Consider the following 16590-nt stretch of genomic DNA (forward strand, 5'->3'; position numbering starts at 1 on the left):
GGATGTTATGGTGCCTCGAATTCGATTGCTGACTGCATGTTTTGCTGTCATGCTGATATTGGCCGGCTTGGCAGGGAATGCAGGAGCGGCTGCGGCAGAAGACGGGTTTTACCTGGGCGGCGAGGACCCGGTATACATAACCGCCGACGATTGTATTGATCACCTGGACCAGGTTTTGGCGATGATCAATGAACGCGATTTATCGGAGGTCTACTTTGTCCAGGCTGGTCTGATGGCTAATTTCATCGAGATTCTCGACGCAGGGGGTCTGGGTCAGGCGCTTTACCCGGTACGTCTGGACAGTCTGCAGCCGCGTTATGTTCGTTTTGCGGATGGGAGCACCTTGATCATAGACGGCCGCTCGACACAAGAGCCGCCGGAGGTGGATTTCATCCGATGAATACCTCTTTTCCCGGCAAAGGGAAGGAAGGACGCGTTAACTTATGAATAAGTATTTGGCTGTACAACAACGGATGGCAGCTTTGTTGATTGGCATCTGCATACTTGCCTCGGGACAGACCGTCGCATGGGCCGCTGTTGAGCCGAATGATCCGTATTACAGTAATCAATCTTATCTGACCCAGATCGGCGCCAATAACGCCTGGAGCACGGTCAAGGGAAATACCGACATCAAGATAGCCGTACTGGATTCTGGCGTAGATACGAACCATCCCGATCTGGCTCCCAACCTGTTGCCGGGAGTGAATCTGGAGAAACCGGAGCGTCAGATGCAGGACGATTACGGCCACGGCACACAGGTGATAGGCATCTTGGCGGCCAAGGGAAACAACAAGATCGGTGTCACTGGCGTAATGTGGGATGCCCATGTGATTCCGATAAAGGTTCTGGATAAAAATGGAAGGTCTGATGTGAAGCTGTTGGCCAAAGGGATCGATCAGGCCGTTGCGATGGGGGCAAAGGTCGTCTTGATGTCGGTGAGCAACCTGTATCATTCTCCATTGCTCGAGCAAGCGGTCAAAAACGCGGAAGCAAAAGGGGTGGTATTGGTAGCCGCCGCTGGCAATGAAGGCAGCCGCGTTGGATATCCGGCTGCTTATCCGACAGTGATCGCAGTAGGGGCAGTGGACCGAAAAAACAACCTTTTGCCGCAGTCCAATATCGGTCCGGAGATCAATATTGTAGCGCCCGGATCCAATATCTACACGACGAGGGTCGGCGGTAAATACGGTTCGATCAGCGGCACCTCGGCGGCAGCTCCGCAGGTGGCCGCCGCCGCCGCTTTGGTGCTTGCCAGGAACCCGAAGATGACGCCGCTCGAGGTAAGGCAACTGCTCTATTACACTGCCACCGATCTCGGTCCAAAGGGCTGGGACAAGCAGTACGGGTATGGCCTGTTAAATGTCGGGCGTGCCGTGAAGACAAAATTGCCCGCTGACATTAACGGGCCGAACAACACCCAGGCCACCGCGACTGCGTTTCCCATCGAATCCCAGGTGCGAGGGGAGCTCAGTTCCAATAATCCGATTAGATGGTTTTACACGGACATCCCCTATGATGGCAAATTGGTTTTTACGACAAAAGTAACGCCAAGCTCCGGATCGGCTATTGCAGCAACTTTTTATCGCAATGGCGATTCACCCGTTACTTACTATGTAGGCGGAGGCAAGACCCTGACCGTGCCGGTGAAGTCCGGCAAGCTCTACTTTAAATTGGAACGGGGGAGCGGGGCCGGAACTTACTCATACGTATTCGAAAGCAAATTCATGATCAATCCGGACAAGTATGAGCCAAACGACGATCAACAAACGGCACGGCCGCTGCCGCCCGGCAACCACATCACAATCGTGGGGAATTTTGACAAACCGGGGGATTATGATTGGTTTTCCTATTACGTACGCGAACAAGGGAAGCTAAATATCACGGTTTCTGTCGATACCAAACGAATCGATCCCGTCGTCTACGTAGTCAAGCAAGGAAGGCCCGATCAAAAGTTTGACAATGGTACCGCCGCCGACCCGACGGAGCGGATCAGTATGGAGGTTTCACCTGGCAAATACTATTTTCGCGTGAGTGACTATTGGAACAATGCTGTGAACGGCGAATACATATTCGACCTCTCCTACTTGCCGGAACGGCGGGATTACAACGAACCGAACGACACGCCGCAGTTGGCGACCAAACTGGGCAGCGGCACCTTGATGACCGGGACGCTTCCGTCGAAAAACGATCAGGATTGGTTCCAATTTGAAGTGGCCAAAGATTCACTGGTGACGATTGACGCGCCGCAGGTCCCGGTAACCTGGGGACTGCACATGGTGCTGTACGATGAGAAGCTGAAGACGATCATATCGGTCCCGGATGTGGCGGAACAGGCCGCCAAGGGGGGGCATATCACCCAGCTCAAATTGGCCAAGGGTACTTACTATATCCTTCTGACCAGCACCAATCCATTTAAATACGATACCTACCGATTGACAGTCGACCGCGAGCCGATAGGCAAATGACCCGGTCATGCTTCAGGCAGTGCTTTTTCTGACAGGAAGAGGTTTGAAATACAGATAAGCGGGACGCCGTTTGGAAGGGGCGTTCGAAACGGAAACACCTTTAGGGAGGAGATCAGCAATGAAAAACGTACGTACCAGTTTAACAGCGGGAATTCTCATCGGCGGGATGATTTTTGCCAGCCAGGCCTGGGCGGATGTAGCCGGGGCCCCTGGCTCGGCAGACGATCCTGTCGTGACGAAGAGCTATGTCGATCAGAAAATCCGCGAAGCGCTCGGCGGAGCTGCACCTGTCGGTGGTGGGGAGACCAACAGCGGGGGAACGGCAGCCACAGGTTTACAAGTAGTGGAACTGCCGCCTGGCAAGATCCTGTACGGCTTTGAAGGAACGGAATTCATCGTTCGAACCGGAGATGTTCTTTCGGTAGCAGGGGTAAACGGAGACGGACTTACAGATATTACCGCGGGTGCCGATTTGCGGGCGGGGGATCCGGTCGAGCGCAATCACTTGCTTTTGATCGCCCGTTCCGATTCGCGAGGGCTGCAGATTGTCCCGGGATCTAAAGTGAAAACCTACGTGATCGTCCGCGGCAAATACGAATTAAAATAACAGCCAGGCACTTATGGATTGACACGTATGAGAAAAATGTTTATTCTATTAGGCGAAAGGGATACTCTTATCCAGAGTAGGTGGAGGGACTGGCCCGATGAAACCCGGCAACCGTCATGCGCGGTGCTAACCAGCAGAGTGGTTACCCATTCTGGCCGATAAGAGGTTAGGGAACGCAAACAAAGAGCACCTTTTCCTCCATATACGGGAAAAGGTTTATTTTTTGTCGTGATAGAAACCCGACTCGGCTACCAAAACTATATCTGTATGGAGACAAAAGGAGGAAGGCTCATGGCATTGCAAAAAGGTCGTCGCCTGTTTACGTCGGAATCCGTTACAGAAGGACATCCGGACAAGATTTGTGACCAGATTTCCGACTCTGTATTGGACGCGATTCTGGCAAAGGATCCGAACGCACGCGTAGCGTGTGAAACTTCTGTTACAACAGGTCTTGTATTAGTAGCTGGGGAGATTACTACAAATACGTATGTGGATATCCAAAGGCTTGTTCGCGATACAATCCGGGAGATCGGCTACGATCGTGCAAAATTTGGCTTTGACGCGGATACGTGCGGCGTGATTACGGCGATCGGCGAACAGTCTGCCGATATTGCCCTCGGTGTCGATCAGGCACTGGAAGCGCGCGAAGGCAGCATGACTGATGAGGAGATCGAAGCGATTGGCGCAGGTGACCAGGGCTTGATGTTTGGTTTTGCCTGCAACGAAACACCGGAATTGATGCCGCTTCCGATCAGCATGGCTCACCAACTGGCTCGTCGTCTGACAGAGGTTCGCAAAAATGGCACGCTGTCTTATCTGCGACCGGACGGGAAGACACAAGTGACGGTTGAGTACGATGGGGATAAACCGGTTCGTATCGACACGATCGTCATCTCTACTCAGCATGCACCAGATGTAAGCTTGGAGCAAATCAAGAAGGATCTGACCGAACAGGTAATCAAGCCGGTAGTGCCTGCTGACCTGCTCGATCAGGAGACGAAGTACTTCATCAATCCAACCGGCCGTTTTGTCATCGGCGGCCCACAAGGCGATGCCGGCTTGACTGGCCGCAAGATCATCGTCGATACCTACGGCGGGTATGCCCGTCACGGCGGCGGCGCTTTTTCCGGGAAGGATCCGACCAAGGTGGACCGTTCTGGCGCCTACGCAGCTCGTTATGTCGCGAAAAACATCGTAGCTGCCGGTCTCGCGGAAAAATGCGAAGTGCAGGTCGCCTATGCGATCGGGGTAGCACAGCCCGTATCCATCAGTGTTGATACTTTTGGAACAGGGAAAATCTCCGAAGAGGAACTGGTGAAGCTGATCCGTAAGCATTTCGATCTACGTCCTGCCGGTATCATTAAGCAGTTGGACCTACGCCGTCCTATCTACAAGCAGACAGCTGCATACGGACATTTTGGCCGCAACGACCTGAATGTGCCGTGGGAGCGTACAGACAAAGCAGATGCACTGAAACAGGATGCTGCTGGTCTGGCCATATAATAATCTGTATCCACAAGAGGAAACGCCTGGCAAAAGCCGGGCGTTATTTTTGTTATATGGGGAAAATCCCCTTGGCATATGGAAAATCCATCCTGCGATGGATGCCAATGTATTAAAGGGTTTCTCAGGTTTATGTCGAAAAAGTAACGGTAATCATCTATGCCATTTTCCTTGATTCTGCGATTTTATGTTACCATTAGTTATACGAGTTATTTTTTGTTACCAGAGAAAAGCAAAAAACTATACAATTTCTGCACAATTTTTGCAACCTTTTTCCCCTGTTTTACCGTCTAAAATACCGTAGGCAAAATGATCTAGTATTTTTGATCGACAGGTGTGCACAGAGCAGTTTAAACTTCCCCGAAAACTGGGTATAGAAAGCATTGTAAGATGAGGTAACCAATGGATATAGACATCAGCCTCCTGGATGGAGTCATTAAAAAAACAATTCAAACGGTTGAGTCAAGCCAAGAGCAGATCTTTGAGATTGCGGAAAGCGCCCGGCGAGAGAGGAGCGCCGTTCAAAACGAGATCGCAGAGGTACGCCAACAAGTGTACGCTGTCGTCGATCTGGTCGATACTCTTGACCTGAAATACCGCAAGTCCCGTGCCATGCTGGCGATGGTGAGCCGTAATTTTCACAGTTATACCGAAGAGCACATTCACCAGGTCTATAAAGAAACCAATGATCTGCAGGTCGAATTGTCACTTGGTCGGGAGAGGGAAGCGACTCTGCGCCAGCGCCGCGATGAATTGGAGCGGCGGCTGCAAAATCTCGAAGCGACCATCGCCAAAGCTGAACAGTTAATGACACAGATTGGCGTTGTCTTGGGTTACCTAACCGGCGATTTTAGCAAGGTAGGGGAAGCGCTGGAAACAGCAAAACAGCATCAACAAATGGGGCTTCAGATCATTCAGGCGCAGGAGGAAGAACGAAAGCGGGTGGCCCGCGAGATTCACGATGGCCCGGCCCAATCGATGGCCAACGTAGCCTTGAGGATGGACATAGCCGAGAAGATGTTAAAAAATGAACAAATCCAACAGGCTTTAGGGGAACTTCAAGAGTTGAAAGAGATGGTGCGACTCAGCTTGGCAGATGTCCGCCGGATCATTTTTGACTTGCGCCCGATGGCGCTGGACGATCTGGGATTGATTCCGACATTGCAAAAGTACGTACAGACCTTCGAGGAACGGACCGGTACCACCGCCGAGCTCGTGATATTCGGGCGGGAACAGGACATCGACGATGCCTTTAAAACGCCGTTGTTCCGCCTCGTCCAGGAATGCCTCAACAACGTGGCCAAACACGCAAAGGCAAAGGTCGTCCATGTAAAACTGGAACTGCAGCACGATAACGTATCGCTTGTCGTAAAAGACGACGGAGTCGGATTTGATGTAGTCGAGCGCCGCAATCAGTCTTTCGGACTGATGGGAATGAAGGAAAGAGTGCAGCTTTTGAATGGTACCATGGAGGTTGCTTCGGCACCGCTAAAAGGAACAAAGGTGATGTTTCAAATTCCGCTGAAGGCCAAAATGCAGCAAAGCTAAAGGAGGCAGGAGAGGGATGCAGAAACAATTAGAAGAGATAAGTATTGTACTGGTAGATGACCATAAATTGTTTCGAGAAGGGGTTAAGCGCATTCTGGAAATGGAGGGCGGCTTTAAGGTAGTCGGAGAGGGATCCGACGGCGAAGAGGCCACATACCTGGTAGAAGAGCATAAACCGGATGTCGTTTTGCTGGATATCAATATGCCCAATATAAACGGCGTATCGGCTGCCGAGAACGTCATCGAATCAAACCCGCAAACGCGTATCATCATTTTGTCTATCCACGACGACGAAGGGTACGTGTTCAGAACGCTGCGCACCGGTGCATCCGGGTATTTGTTAAAAGAGATGGAAGCGGAGGATCTGGTCGAAGCAGTCCGCGTTGTCGCCCGCGGCGGGTCATACATACACCCGAAAGTAACAGGCAAGTTAATTGACGAGTTTCGGCGTTTGAGCGTACAAGAGGAAGCAGTCGGCCGTCCGCTGACGATGGAAAATACGCCTGTCTTGGATGCTCGCGTCATAGAGTCACTGACGCGTCGTGAGCGCGAAGTGCTGCAGCTGATGGCAGAAGGAAAGAGCAACCGCGCGATCGGGGAGTTTTTATACATCAGTGAAAAGACGGTAAAAAACCACGTGAGCAGTATTTTGCAGAAATTGGGCGTGCAGGACCGCACCCAAGCCGTGGTCATTTGCATCAAAAACGGCTGGGTAAAAGTGTAATGAAAGATTAAAGTACCTTGGCCAAGCATTGCGGCATACCCTGAGAATAGGAGGGGATGACCGTGATCACAAGTATGTTGGTGTGGTTGTTGGCGGCGTATGGCTGCGCCTCTCTATTGGTGGCCTTGTTAGAGCGTATATCCTTTGAGTCTTTGGTTCGCGCCAGTGAGCCCTTTACTCATTATAAGGTTCTGCTGTATAACTCGGATCATTCCTTGGAAGGAGTCATTCGCAGGCTGATTTGGTCATCGATTCGATACGGGCAGCCGATCAGGATTTCATTTGTCGATTTTGGCTCCACTGACGATACAATGAAAATAGCCACAACCTTTGAACGGAATTACGAATATCTCGTTGAGGAAAGTGAACGGGATAAAACCAATACGATATTGATCGATCTTCGCAGACCAACCGAGCAGGAGAGCATGTAGCTCTCCTTTCTTCGGTTTTTTTATTGTTCGTCGGCTAATCTTAGTCCGCAGGAAGGGCACGCTGACTCTTGTCCGGTCACTTTGCTTCCGCAACCGGGGCAGCTTTCCCCTGTATTTTTATCGCTTAGAAGGCTGCTGTCTGGATGATTTTCAGAGGGGTGTGGAGGCTGCAGCTTTAGAAGAATTTCCTTTATTTCGCTAATCTCTGCTTTCATTTGCGAATGGTCAATGGCCCATTGGATCGTCAAGTACAAGATAAGCAAGCCAATAAAACAAAGAAAAAGGAAAGAGAACAACCCTTCCATGAAAATCGCCTCCTAATATTATCCAAATGTATCTTCTAGGCATTTTGCCTAAATCCTACTTGTCTGAAAATTTTCTTGTGCCCGCCTCTGTCTTTTTCCAAACTGAAGGCAAGACCAGGATATGGGAGGAGACGAGATGCGGGAGTACTTATTGTATGTGAAGGAAGAAGAAAATGCGCTGCGGGCCTACGTTACTCCCTGCTTTCAAATAGACAAGCTGTTCTGGCAGGAGAGCAATGGGCAGCGGCTGTACGTGATCGGCAGAAGCCCTTCGCTTGCACTGGTCTTCGCCTTGCGCGAAAAGATCGGCAAGTTCGCCAAAACACGGCGCCTGACCGCAAAATCGGTGATGGAAATGCAGCGGCTGGCTGCCGCTTATGTGCGCGAAGCAAACAAGCTGTATGTAAGAGAGGGGCAGACAGCCTTTCGTTATACATTCCGGGCTGAACCCGTCGGGGGAGAAGACTTGCCCCTGGAGGCCGATTATCGGCGGGTATCTGGAGAAGCAGCGCAGTTGGCGAACATCTTGGGCGGCCGTTCCCTGCTCGAGGAAGAAGCGGAGTGGCTGTTGAAAAAACGCGGCCGCTTCATGATTCCGATGATATGGCTGCTTCAATGGTTAATTCTCCTGAACAAGAGCGAGTGGCGTCCTGGTGTAGGCATGGACATCCAAAGACATTGGTGGCGGCACCGCCTGCGTTACATTTGCTGGCGCTGCAGCAGCAGGAGCCATCTGGTGCGGACAGAATGCCACAGCTGCAGGCAGCCGTGTGTGTACTGTTCATCTTGTTTGTCGATGGGACGGAGCAAATGCTGCACGCCTTTTATCTGTGTACAAGCTGAGGATTCGGGTAAGGGGTCTCGACACTCCGACTCCTTGCTCGCCTGGAAGGGAGAATATACGCCGGCACAGGCTGACGCAGCCGGGCGAGCCGAGCAATTTGCCACAGGGACTGGAGGGGAAGCGGCGTTTCTCATATGGGCGGTGTGCGGCGCAGGGAAGACAGAGCTCTTGTTTCCGGCAATTGATGGGGTGCTCAGGAAGGGAGGCCGGGTTTTGCTGGCGACTCCGCGCAAGGATGTGGTGTTGGAATTGGTTCCCCGCCTGCGGGCAGCCTTTCCCTCTGTATCTGTACGCTCCGTTCACGGCTCTAGTGAAGAAAAGTGGGAGGAGGGAGATTTGATCATCGCTACTACCCATCAAGTCATGCGTTTTTACCGCTGTTTTCCACTGGTGGTAGTGGACGAGGTGGATGCTTTTCCCTTTCACAATAACCAGCAGCTGCATGATGCCGTTGCCCGGGCGGTGGCTAAAAATGGAAAGCTGCTTTACCTAAGCGCAACACCTCCTATGAAACTTCGCAAGAAATTGACCGGCTCTGCTGCAGTGCTTACACCCCACTCGGCTACCCACGTCCTGTTGGCTCGGCGTTATCACGGACATGCCCTGCCGGTGCCGGAGATCAAACTGGTTCCCCGAGTGATGGAAAAGGTAAGCGCTAGAAGGCCGATCGCCGAGTTGATCACCGCTGTAGATCATATGTTGGCTCAGGACAGGCAGGTATTTGTCTTCGTGCCTCGTGTAGAATCCGTCGATAAGGTTCTCGACTACCTGCAACGACTGCTGCCGGCCTATGCCGAAAAAATGGCCGGCGTCCACGCTGCTGATCAGGGGAGGGAGGAAAAAGTACAGCGATTTCGCCGGCGGGAATACATGTTGATCGTGACCACGACGATTTTGGAGCGGGGTGTGACTATTCCGCGCAGCGATGTCATCATCCTGGGGGCGGATGCTCCGGTATTTGACGAAGCCTCCCTGGTACAAATCGCAGGCCGGGTAGGGCGTTCAGCAGATGCGCCAGACGGCACGGTACTGTTTCTGGCCGGTCATCGGACACAAGCTTTGTACGCGGCCAAACGACAGATTGAACAGATGAATCGCCTGGCCGACAAGCGGTGGGCTGCAGACAGAAATCAGCCAAAATCCGGGAGAGAAAGCTGATGCGGGAATGTCTCCTATGTCATCAATTCTTGTCTGCTCACCAACGCATGGAAGGCATCAGGCGTTACGTGGGTCAGCATGTTTCGTCGCGGCATTACCCTAAGGTATTTTTTCTGTTTAGCCGTCTGCCGCTTTGCGTGAGCTGCCTTGCGGGACTTCCCTTTGTGGGGGAGACGATTTGTCATCGCTGCGGACGGGATATGTCAGCGGCTTCATCAGATAATTCTGTGATTTTTTGTACGGACTGCCGAGCATCCCTGACCGATGTGGATCCTCTGACAGCGAATCGCAGTGTACTCCGCTATGACGAACAGGTAAAAGCGGTGGTCGCAACCTATAAGTACCGCGGCGATGAACGGCTTGCAGAGCTGTTCGCCGTCCTTGCCGGAAGCTGCTATTACCGGTACTACAGCAGTATCCCGTTTCGGCTGATGACGTACGTTCCGCTGCATGATAAGCGGCTTGCCGAGCGGGGATTCAATCAGGTGGAGTTAATCGCAAAAGATCTGGGACGAATGGTTGGACTGCCTGTTTTGCCTCTTTTGCGCCGGATTAAGTACACAGAAAAATTGAGTATTCAATCGGGCCGAGATACCCGCTTTGCCAGCATGCAGGAAGCCTTCGCCCCGCTGGAGGATGTAAGTTCACTGTTTCATCAGCGCAGATCTGGCTGGCGGGGCAGGAAAGCGGACTGCGCGAAGATCCTGCTTTTGGATGACATATTTACGACGGGGGCAACCGTCCGTTCGTGTGCGACAGCTATCAAGGCAATCCCGGGCTTCGCTGATGCGGAGGTCTACAGTTTGACGCTGTGCCGGTGAAGAGGGTATCCTGCTGTTTTTACAAGGCAAAAGGTTCTCCAGCCATGATACAATCTTATCAGTGAGGTGGACAAAGGAGGGGGCGTATGAGCAACAACCTGTTAGAAGTAATCCGTGAAGGTTTCGAAACCGTAAATCATCGGTTCGACGCAATGGAGACTCGGATGGAGGCAGGTTTCGAAGCCGTAAACCTGCGGATCGACGGAGTGGAGACTCGAATGGAAGCGGGTTTTGAATCCGTAAACCTGCGGATTGACGGAGTAGAGACTCGAATGGAAGCGGGTTTCGAAACCGTAAACCTGCGGATCGACGGGGTAGAGACTCAGATCGAAGCCGTAAACCACCGGATCGACAGGGTAGAATCTCAAATAGAAGCGGTAAACCTGCGGATCGACGGGGTAGAGACTCAGATCGAAGCGGTAAACCGCCGGATCGACAGGGTAGAATCTCAAATAGAAGCGGTAAACCTGCGGATCGACGGGGTAGAGACTCAGATCGAAGCGGTAAACCGCCGGATCGACAGGGTAGAATCTCAAATAGAAGCGGTAAACCGCCGGATCGACAGGGTAGACTCTCAAATCGAAGCGGTAAACCTGCGGATCGAGGGGGTAGAATCTAAAATAGAAGCGGTAAACCGCCGGATCGACAGGGTAGACTCTCAAATCGAAGCGGTAAACCTGCGGATCGAGGGGGTAGAATCTAAAATAGAAGCGGTAAACCGCCGGATCGACAGGGTAGACTCTCAAATCGAAGCGGTAAACCTGCGGATCGACGGGGTCGAATCTCAAAGAGAAGCGGTAAACCTGCGGATCGACGGGGTAGAATCTCAAATAGAAGCGGTAAACCGCCGGATCGACGGGGTAGAGGCTCGGATGGAAGCGGGTTTCGAAGCCGTAAACCACCGCATTGACGGAGTAGAGACTCAGATAGAAGCCGTTCATCGCCGAATCGACGGAATAGAAGTTCGGATGGAAGCGGGTTTTGAAGCCGTGAATAGCCGGATCGTTGGTATGGAAGTGCGGATCGATCATCTCGAAAACCGGATGAGCGAGGGATTTTCTGAGGTTCATGATCGAATCGACAAAGTGGAGTTTAACATTTACAACATAAACCTCTGTCTTGGCGATATGCAGAAGACATTGCAGCGGATTGAAAAAGCGCAAACAGAAGACGTTATGGGTATGCTGCGCCACGTAAAAGAAAAAACGGACTCACACGAGACCAAAATTGAACTTATAAATAAAAGGCTGTTGGACGTAGAAAGCAAGGTAGAAAAGTTAGAAAGGCAATAAGAAGCATAAAGGAAGAAGCCCAACTCACCGACGAGAGGGGCGAGAAGGGCTGTCAATCTTCAAGCTCGTTATTTTCCACCGGTCAAAAGGTGTTGCCCGATTGAGAAAAAACACCCAAACACCGTTTTTCTTCTCTTTTCCTGATTGATAGGAGATGTTGACCGGAACAACTGCCGTAAACAGGCCGGCTGTCTGATTCGCAAGGCTGTTCTTTTTTACCGAATGAATTTCCTTAACAGAAAACGGCAGGGGAAAACCATTCGTTGTCATGTCCAGTGTAGACTTGTCTTGTTCTTGAAGTGATGTTAAGAAGATGTCAACAAGCTGCTGGGGATCGGCCTGGATAACCGTCTGCCGCAAAGCCCCTGAAGCTTTTAGCACCATCAGACTGTGTCCCGGATCGGGAGTGTTCGAACGGCGCCGGTGCAGGGTGCTGCCCTTGAAATGAATGCAAAAATGCCCCCGAAAGTTGTTCCCGGCAATGGCCCCAGCCCCGTGCGGCATCCCGTTCATGGAGGCCGCGTATTTCTTTCCGTCGACGGCTACCAGAACGGCTCGACGTTTCCAGCTCCAGTTTCCCTGATAGACTTGCTTCATAATTTTAGTATCCTGTTTTGTTAACGGCTGTACATCTGCATGGCGGCTGCCTGCCCTACGCTGTACCCGGAAAGTCGCCCCTGTTTCCATGTCTATCACATCCGCGTAACCCATTCGTCTGAAAGTCTTTCGGACGCTTTCCCAATCGAGCGGCTCGCCAAAGTGAGCCTTTTCCACTTGAGATATCCGCTTTTCCAGCTCGGTTTGCACCTTGACAGGCAACAGAACCTGTTTATTCTGCCCGGTATCGTACATACGTGAAAATGAATCATACACATACGTTTTTTCGCCGATCCGGACGGTGGCTCGAGGAAGCTCCGGCAGTTGTTTAGTTGGAATGGCTGGGCTTTGTGTGATGGATGCGGCCAACCCGTACTTGTCTTGGATAGACAGATGCGAGTAGAAAGGCGATTCGGGAGACGTCGTGACAATAATCTGTACGTCCATGGCCGCATGTACCGGAGAACAAAGCAGCAGGAAGAGAAGGAATAACAAGACAGTTTTTTTCAAGGTACTTACCCCTTTTCGGCACTGAGCACTTCAGTAGTATGCTCCAAAGATCCGATTCAAACACAGCATACCCATTTTAAAAAAATGACTGTTTCGCATGAATAAGGGGGAAGATATGTAAACTAACGGTTGTAAATAACAACATCGTGAGGCATCCGTATGAGAATAATACACTTTATCATGCTTGTGCTCATCTGCGGCCTGCTTTTTTGCGATACAGGGTACTGCGCCTCTGCCAAGGAGAAAGAAGCGGACAAGGTCTACATACACATCAATCTCTGGCAACGAAAGCTGTACCTCAAGGATCAGCAGGATCGAGTCCTTGCTACATACCGGATCGGCCCGGGGAAAATTGATACCCCCACCCCGATCGGAACCTTCCGTGTGATACAGAAGTCAAAGGATTGGGGCGACGGTTTTGGTACGCGCTGGCTGGGGCTGAATGTATCTTGGGGGATCTACGGTATCCACGGTACCAACAGGCCGGAATACATCGGGGGCTATGTCAGCGGCGGGTGCATTCGCATGCGCAACCGGGATGTCGAGAAGCTGTTCGAGCGAGTGCCTTTAGGTGCAACGGTCGTAATCGATGGGCCCATTATGGGGCATGAAAGCATCACATACAGGATACTTGTACCGGGTAGTACCGGTTCTTTGGTAAAGATGGTGCAGAATAGGCTGAAAGCTGCCGGCTTGTATACCGGGAAAGTAAACGGAAGATACAATTATTGGACAGAAGTAGCAGTTAAAAAATTACAAAAAGAAGCTGGTTTGAAAGTAACTGGGCATGTTGATTTTGATGAACTGCAATATCTGGGAATTATTGAGTGACACACTAATTTTTAGTGTGTTTTTTCTTTTTTTCATCCGATAATATAGGTAGAAAGATGCATTGTTTCACGTAATGGAGGGGATTTACGTGTCGATCGGGAATCTGGATAATTGTCCACGCTGCGGGGCGTTGTTTGTCAAAACAGTTCGGGATGTCTGCCAGAAATGCTATCAGGAAATTGAAAAAGAATACGAAACATGTGCAACATTCCTGCGGAAAAAGGAGAACCGGGGTGTAGATATTTATCAGCTAAGTGAGGCCACGGGTGTCAGTGTCAAACAGATCACCCGGTTCATCAAGGAAGGGCGTATATCGGTCAGGAATAACCCAAATATGGGCTATCCGTGTGAAAGCTGCGGCGGGATGATCCAAATCGGAAATCTGTGTGAAACGTGTGCGAAGAGCATGAAAAGGGAGTTCGAGCAGCAGCTGGAATTGGACAAGCGTCTGGAAGAGCATAAACAGGATAAAACAATTAGTTATTGGAGAAGAGCCCAGGGGAAACGGGAATGAAAATGCTAATGCCAACCTATGAAATTGCCGATGATACTACTATAAGAGTATTCATCGGTGTTTGATAAAGAGGGTGTATGTATGCGCATTGACAAGACAAATCCGGCAGGGATGATTCAAGCCTACAACAAAACCAATCCCGGCCAGGCGGAAAAAATGTCGAGAAAGCCTATGGGAAGAGATGAAGTAAAGATATCCGACGAGGCTATCGAACTGCTTAAGTACGGCGAAGAGCAGGAGACCGACCCGGTTCGCGAGGCAAAAATAGATGAACTAAAGCAGCAGGTGCAACAAGGGACATACCGTGTGCCCAGCGATAAGATCGCCGAGAAGTTTTTGGCCTTTTGGAAGAAAAGCGGGAGGCCTGACTGATGAGGATGGACGCGCTGAATGAAGTGTTGGAGAATCTGCTGAATCTTCACAGATCTCTCCTTGCCCTGGCCGCCGATAAAAAGCGGGTACTGCTTGCAGGCGAGATCGATGCATTGGTCGAGATTACGCATCAGGAACAAAAGCTGATCAAGGCGGTAACGCTGGCCGAACAAAACCGCATCGAGATTGTCCAGGAACTCTTGAAGGCAAAAGGGCTGCCTGGTACCGAGGGTACCATAGCTGGATTGTTGAAGACACTTACCAGTGCAGAAGAAAAGAAACGGCTTAAAAACATTCGCGAGCAATTACTTGGGATTGTATCCGAACTGCGGGAGGCAAATGAACTAAATCAGCAGTTGCTGGGGCAATCCCTCTCGTTTGTCAATGCCAATCTCGAGCTGCTGACGGATTCTCCGGAAGAGGATTTCGTCTACAGGAAACCCTCAGCTAACACTCACCATCCGTATGCCGGCCGTTCTTTTCTCAATACAAAAGCGTAAAGAGGTGCATCAAACATGCCTTCAACCTTTCACGGAATAGAAGTAAGCAAACGCGGGATTTTCGCCCAACAGTACGGATTGAATATCACGGGGCACAACATCTCCAACGCCAATACGGAAGGCTACACCCGCCAGCGCCCCAACATGGAGGCGACCAAGGGAATTCCCGCGCCGGGAATGAACGCTGATCGGGCTCCGGGACTGCTTGGGACGGGGGTGCAGATTTCGGATTTGCAGCGATTGCGAGAGGACTTTTTGGACATCCAGTTTCGCAATCAGAACAAATTTTACGGATATTGGGAAAAGCAAAGCGATGTGCTAGGGAAGATCGAAGAGGTTTTCAAGGAACCGTCTAATAGAGGTCTCCAAAGCGTCATGGACGAGATGTGGAAGGCGTTCCAGGACTTGGCTGACGACCCGACGAGTTCGTCGGCTCGTGCGGTTTTAAGGGAGCGGGCCATCGCTGTGGCCGATACGTTTGCCTCCGTTTATTCGCAACTGGAAACCATGCAGACCGATTTGGACAATGAAGTGAACGTCACGGTCAATAACATCAATTCTCTCGCTTCTCAAATCGCGACGTTAAACAAGCAGATAGCTGATGTGGTGCCGCATGGTTATCAGCCGAACGACTTGTATGACCAGCGCGACTTGTTAATCGATAAGTTGTCGAAATTAACTGATGTCCGCGTAACCCAGGGCGAAAACGGCATGGTAAATGTTTTGATGGAAGGGCAAGAGCTTGTAAACGGCCGAAATGCGGCTCAATTAGCTACCTCAAGAAATCCACAAACGGGATTTTTGGATATAACGTTAGGCGGGGCTCCGTTTGATCCGGCGAATGGACGATTGGCTGCCATTATCGACATGCGCGGGCGGGCGGTAACCAATCCGGACGGCACGGTGAGCCTAGGTGGGGCAATTCCGGACCTGATGGGAAAACTGGATACATTGGCGATTAATTTAGCGAAAGAGATTAATGAGGTACACCGTCAGGGGATTAACATCACTGACATTAAGAATGGCTCTACACAATCCTCCGATCTGCCATTTTTCGTTGATAAGGACGAGCTTACTGCTAATCCGAATACGAAAGAGTATCCGAAAGGTGCCAAACGTCTGACGATTAATCCGGCGATTATGGCCAGTTTGGATGCGATAGCGGCTGCGAAGCCGGAGGCAAACGGCCAGGTAGTAGAGGGAAATAACAAGAACGCATTGGATTTGGCGGCCATCAAACAGAAGTTGATCACCCCTGGTACGGGAGCAAACGATTTTAAGGAAACCTCGACATTGGATGATTTTTACCGTTACATGGTAGGGCAGCTCGGAATTGACCGGCAGGAAGGGCTGCGCAAATATAAAAACTCCGAGGATATCGTGTCGATGGTGGACAATCAACGCCAGTCAGTCTCGGGTGTTTCCATTGATGAAGAGATGTCTGAGTTAATCAAATATCAGCATGCATACAGCGCTTCCGCTCGCGTGATGACCTCGATGGATGAGGTACTGGATAAAGTGATTAATGGAATGGGTCGTGTAGGACTCTAAACGCAGTTGGAGGAGGG

17 protein-coding genes and 1 riboswitch are annotated in these 16590 nt (G+C 51.0%); of the genes, 15 read left to right on the forward strand and 2 right to left on the reverse strand.

What is annotated here, in order from left to right:
* The first annotated feature begins 10 nt into the window (after positions 1 to 10).
* The 7 genes from ACI7RC_RS04015 (at position 11) to ACI7RC_RS04045 (ending at position 7278) form a co-directional block, all read left to right on the forward strand.
* Positions 11 to 400 (forward strand): hypothetical protein, encoded by a 390-nt coding sequence (locus ACI7RC_RS04015; RefSeq protein ID WP_408106938.1) that lies wholly within the window; start codon positions 11 to 13, stop codon positions 398 to 400.
* Between the two features lie 43 nt (positions 401 to 443).
* Positions 444 to 2465: a S8 family peptidase gene (locus ACI7RC_RS04020; protein ID WP_408106939.1), complete on the forward strand. Its 2022-nt coding sequence runs from the start codon at positions 444 to 446 to the stop codon at positions 2463 to 2465.
* Between the two features lie 118 nt (positions 2466 to 2583).
* Positions 2584 to 3072, forward strand: coding sequence for a hypothetical protein (locus ACI7RC_RS04025; RefSeq protein WP_408106940.1), 489 nt, complete (start codon positions 2584 to 2586; stop codon positions 3070 to 3072).
* A gap of 64 nt (positions 3073 to 3136) precedes the next feature.
* Positions 3137 to 3237, forward strand: a riboswitch (SAM riboswitch).
* A 126-nt stretch (positions 3238 to 3363) separates the two neighbouring features.
* Positions 3364 to 4575, forward strand: coding sequence for a methionine adenosyltransferase (metK, locus tag ACI7RC_RS04030; protein ID WP_408106941.1), 1212 nt, complete (start codon positions 3364 to 3366; stop codon positions 4573 to 4575).
* Positions 4576 to 4977: 402 nt separating this feature from the next.
* Entirely contained in the window at positions 4978 to 6123 is a 1146-nt protein-coding gene (locus ACI7RC_RS04035) for a sensor histidine kinase (RefSeq protein WP_408106942.1), read from the forward strand.
* A gap of 16 nt (positions 6124 to 6139) precedes the next feature.
* Positions 6140 to 6847, forward strand: coding sequence for a response regulator (locus ACI7RC_RS04040; protein WP_408106943.1), 708 nt, complete (start codon positions 6140 to 6142; stop codon positions 6845 to 6847).
* 62 nt (positions 6848 to 6909) lie between these two features.
* Positions 6910 to 7278, forward strand: a complete 369-nt coding sequence (locus tag ACI7RC_RS04045; RefSeq protein ID WP_408106944.1) for a glycosyltransferase family 2 protein — start codon at positions 6910 to 6912, stop codon at positions 7276 to 7278.
* Between the two features lie 20 nt (positions 7279 to 7298).
* On the opposite strand, the gene ACI7RC_RS04050 is transcribed toward ACI7RC_RS04045, so the two are convergent.
* Complete coding sequence (locus ACI7RC_RS04050) at positions 7299 to 7583, reverse strand: zinc ribbon domain-containing protein (RefSeq protein WP_408106945.1); 285 nt, start codon at positions 7581 to 7583, stop codon at positions 7299 to 7301.
* A 136-nt stretch (positions 7584 to 7719) separates the two neighbouring features.
* Between ACI7RC_RS04050 and ACI7RC_RS04055 the strand changes: the two genes are divergently transcribed.
* The 3 genes from ACI7RC_RS04055 to ACI7RC_RS04065 all read left to right on the forward strand — a co-directional run bounded on the left by ACI7RC_RS04055 (position 7720) and on the right by ACI7RC_RS04065 (position 11698).
* The gene (locus ACI7RC_RS04055) at positions 7720 to 9585 is read left to right on the forward strand and encodes an ATP-dependent helicase ComFA (protein WP_408106946.1); all 1866 of its coding nucleotides are present in this window, start codon (positions 7720 to 7722) and stop codon (positions 9583 to 9585) included.
* 227 nt (positions 9586 to 9812) lie between these two features.
* Positions 9813 to 10406: a ComF family protein gene (locus ACI7RC_RS04060; protein ID WP_408106947.1), complete on the forward strand. Its 594-nt coding sequence runs from the start codon at positions 9813 to 9815 to the stop codon at positions 10404 to 10406.
* 86 nt (positions 10407 to 10492) lie between these two features.
* On the forward strand, positions 10493 to 11698 hold the full coding sequence (locus ACI7RC_RS04065) for a coiled-coil domain-containing protein (protein WP_408106948.1): 1206 nt from the start codon (positions 10493 to 10495) through the stop codon (positions 11696 to 11698).
* Positions 11699 to 11722: 24 nt separating this feature from the next.
* Here the strand turns inward: ACI7RC_RS04065 and ACI7RC_RS04070 are convergent, their stop codons facing one another.
* Positions 11723 to 12805 (reverse strand): hypothetical protein, encoded by a 1083-nt coding sequence (locus ACI7RC_RS04070; RefSeq protein WP_408106949.1) that lies wholly within the window; start codon positions 12803 to 12805, stop codon positions 11723 to 11725.
* A gap of 159 nt (positions 12806 to 12964) precedes the next feature.
* Here ACI7RC_RS04070 and ACI7RC_RS04075 point away from each other — a divergent pair, with 159 nt between their 5' ends.
* The 5 genes from ACI7RC_RS04075 (at position 12965) to flgK (ending at position 16573) form a co-directional block, all read left to right on the forward strand.
* Positions 12965 to 13636, forward strand: coding sequence for a L,D-transpeptidase family protein (locus tag ACI7RC_RS04075; RefSeq protein ID WP_408106950.1), 672 nt, complete (start codon positions 12965 to 12967; stop codon positions 13634 to 13636).
* Positions 13637 to 13724: 88 nt separating this feature from the next.
* On the forward strand, positions 13725 to 14150 hold the full coding sequence (locus ACI7RC_RS04080) for a TIGR03826 family flagellar region protein (RefSeq protein ID WP_408106951.1): 426 nt from the start codon (positions 13725 to 13727) through the stop codon (positions 14148 to 14150).
* A gap of 81 nt (positions 14151 to 14231) precedes the next feature.
* On the forward strand, positions 14232 to 14522 hold the full coding sequence (gene flgM, locus ACI7RC_RS04085) for a flagellar biosynthesis anti-sigma factor FlgM (RefSeq protein WP_408106952.1): 291 nt from the start codon (positions 14232 to 14234) through the stop codon (positions 14520 to 14522).
* Entirely contained in the window at positions 14522 to 15022 is a 501-nt protein-coding gene (locus ACI7RC_RS04090) for a flagellar protein FlgN (protein ID WP_408106953.1), read from the forward strand. Before flgM ends, ACI7RC_RS04090 begins: the two co-directional genes overlap by 1 nt.
* A 15-nt stretch (positions 15023 to 15037) precedes the next feature.
* Complete coding sequence (flgK, locus tag ACI7RC_RS04095) at positions 15038 to 16573, forward strand: flagellar hook-associated protein FlgK (protein ID WP_408106954.1); 1536 nt, start codon at positions 15038 to 15040, stop codon at positions 16571 to 16573.
* Positions 16574 to 16590 lie beyond the last annotated feature (17 nt).

It is taken from the genome of Brevibacillus sp. B_LB10_24 (genome assembly GCF_046036945.1).
Classification (GTDB): Bacteria; Bacillota; Bacilli; order Brevibacillales; family Brevibacillaceae; genus Brevibacillus_C.

Coding starts and splice junctions, on each gene's coding strand:
- ACI7RC_RS04020 (WP_408106939.1), top strand. CDS start 444: ATGAATAAGTATTTGGCTGTACAACAACGGATGGCAGCTTTGTTGATT.
- ACI7RC_RS04025 (WP_408106940.1), top strand. CDS start 2,584: ATGAAAAACGTACGTACCAGTTTAACAGCGGGAATTCTCATCGGCGGG.
- metK (WP_408106941.1), top strand. CDS start 3,364: ATGGCATTGCAAAAAGGTCGTCGCCTGTTTACGTCGGAATCCGTTACA.
- ACI7RC_RS04035 (WP_408106942.1), top strand. CDS start 4,978: ATGGATATAGACATCAGCCTCCTGGATGGAGTCATTAAAAAAACAATT.
- ACI7RC_RS04040 (WP_408106943.1), top strand. CDS start 6,140: ATGCAGAAACAATTAGAAGAGATAAGTATTGTACTGGTAGATGACCAT.
- ACI7RC_RS04050 (WP_408106945.1), bottom strand. CDS start 7,583: ATGGAAGGGTTGTTCTCTTTCCTTTTTCTTTGTTTTATTGGCTTGCTT.
- ACI7RC_RS04055 (WP_408106946.1), top strand. CDS start 7,720: ATGCGGGAGTACTTATTGTATGTGAAGGAAGAAGAAAATGCGCTGCGG.
- ACI7RC_RS04065 (WP_408106948.1), top strand. CDS start 10,493: ATGAGCAACAACCTGTTAGAAGTAATCCGTGAAGGTTTCGAAACCGTA.
- ACI7RC_RS04075 (WP_408106950.1), top strand. CDS start 12,965: ATGAGAATAATACACTTTATCATGCTTGTGCTCATCTGCGGCCTGCTT.
- flgM (WP_408106952.1), top strand. CDS start 14,232: ATGCGCATTGACAAGACAAATCCGGCAGGGATGATTCAAGCCTACAAC.
- ACI7RC_RS04090 (WP_408106953.1), top strand. CDS start 14,522: ATGAGGATGGACGCGCTGAATGAAGTGTTGGAGAATCTGCTGAATCTT.
- flgK (WP_408106954.1), top strand. CDS start 15,038: ATGCCTTCAACCTTTCACGGAATAGAAGTAAGCAAACGCGGGATTTTC.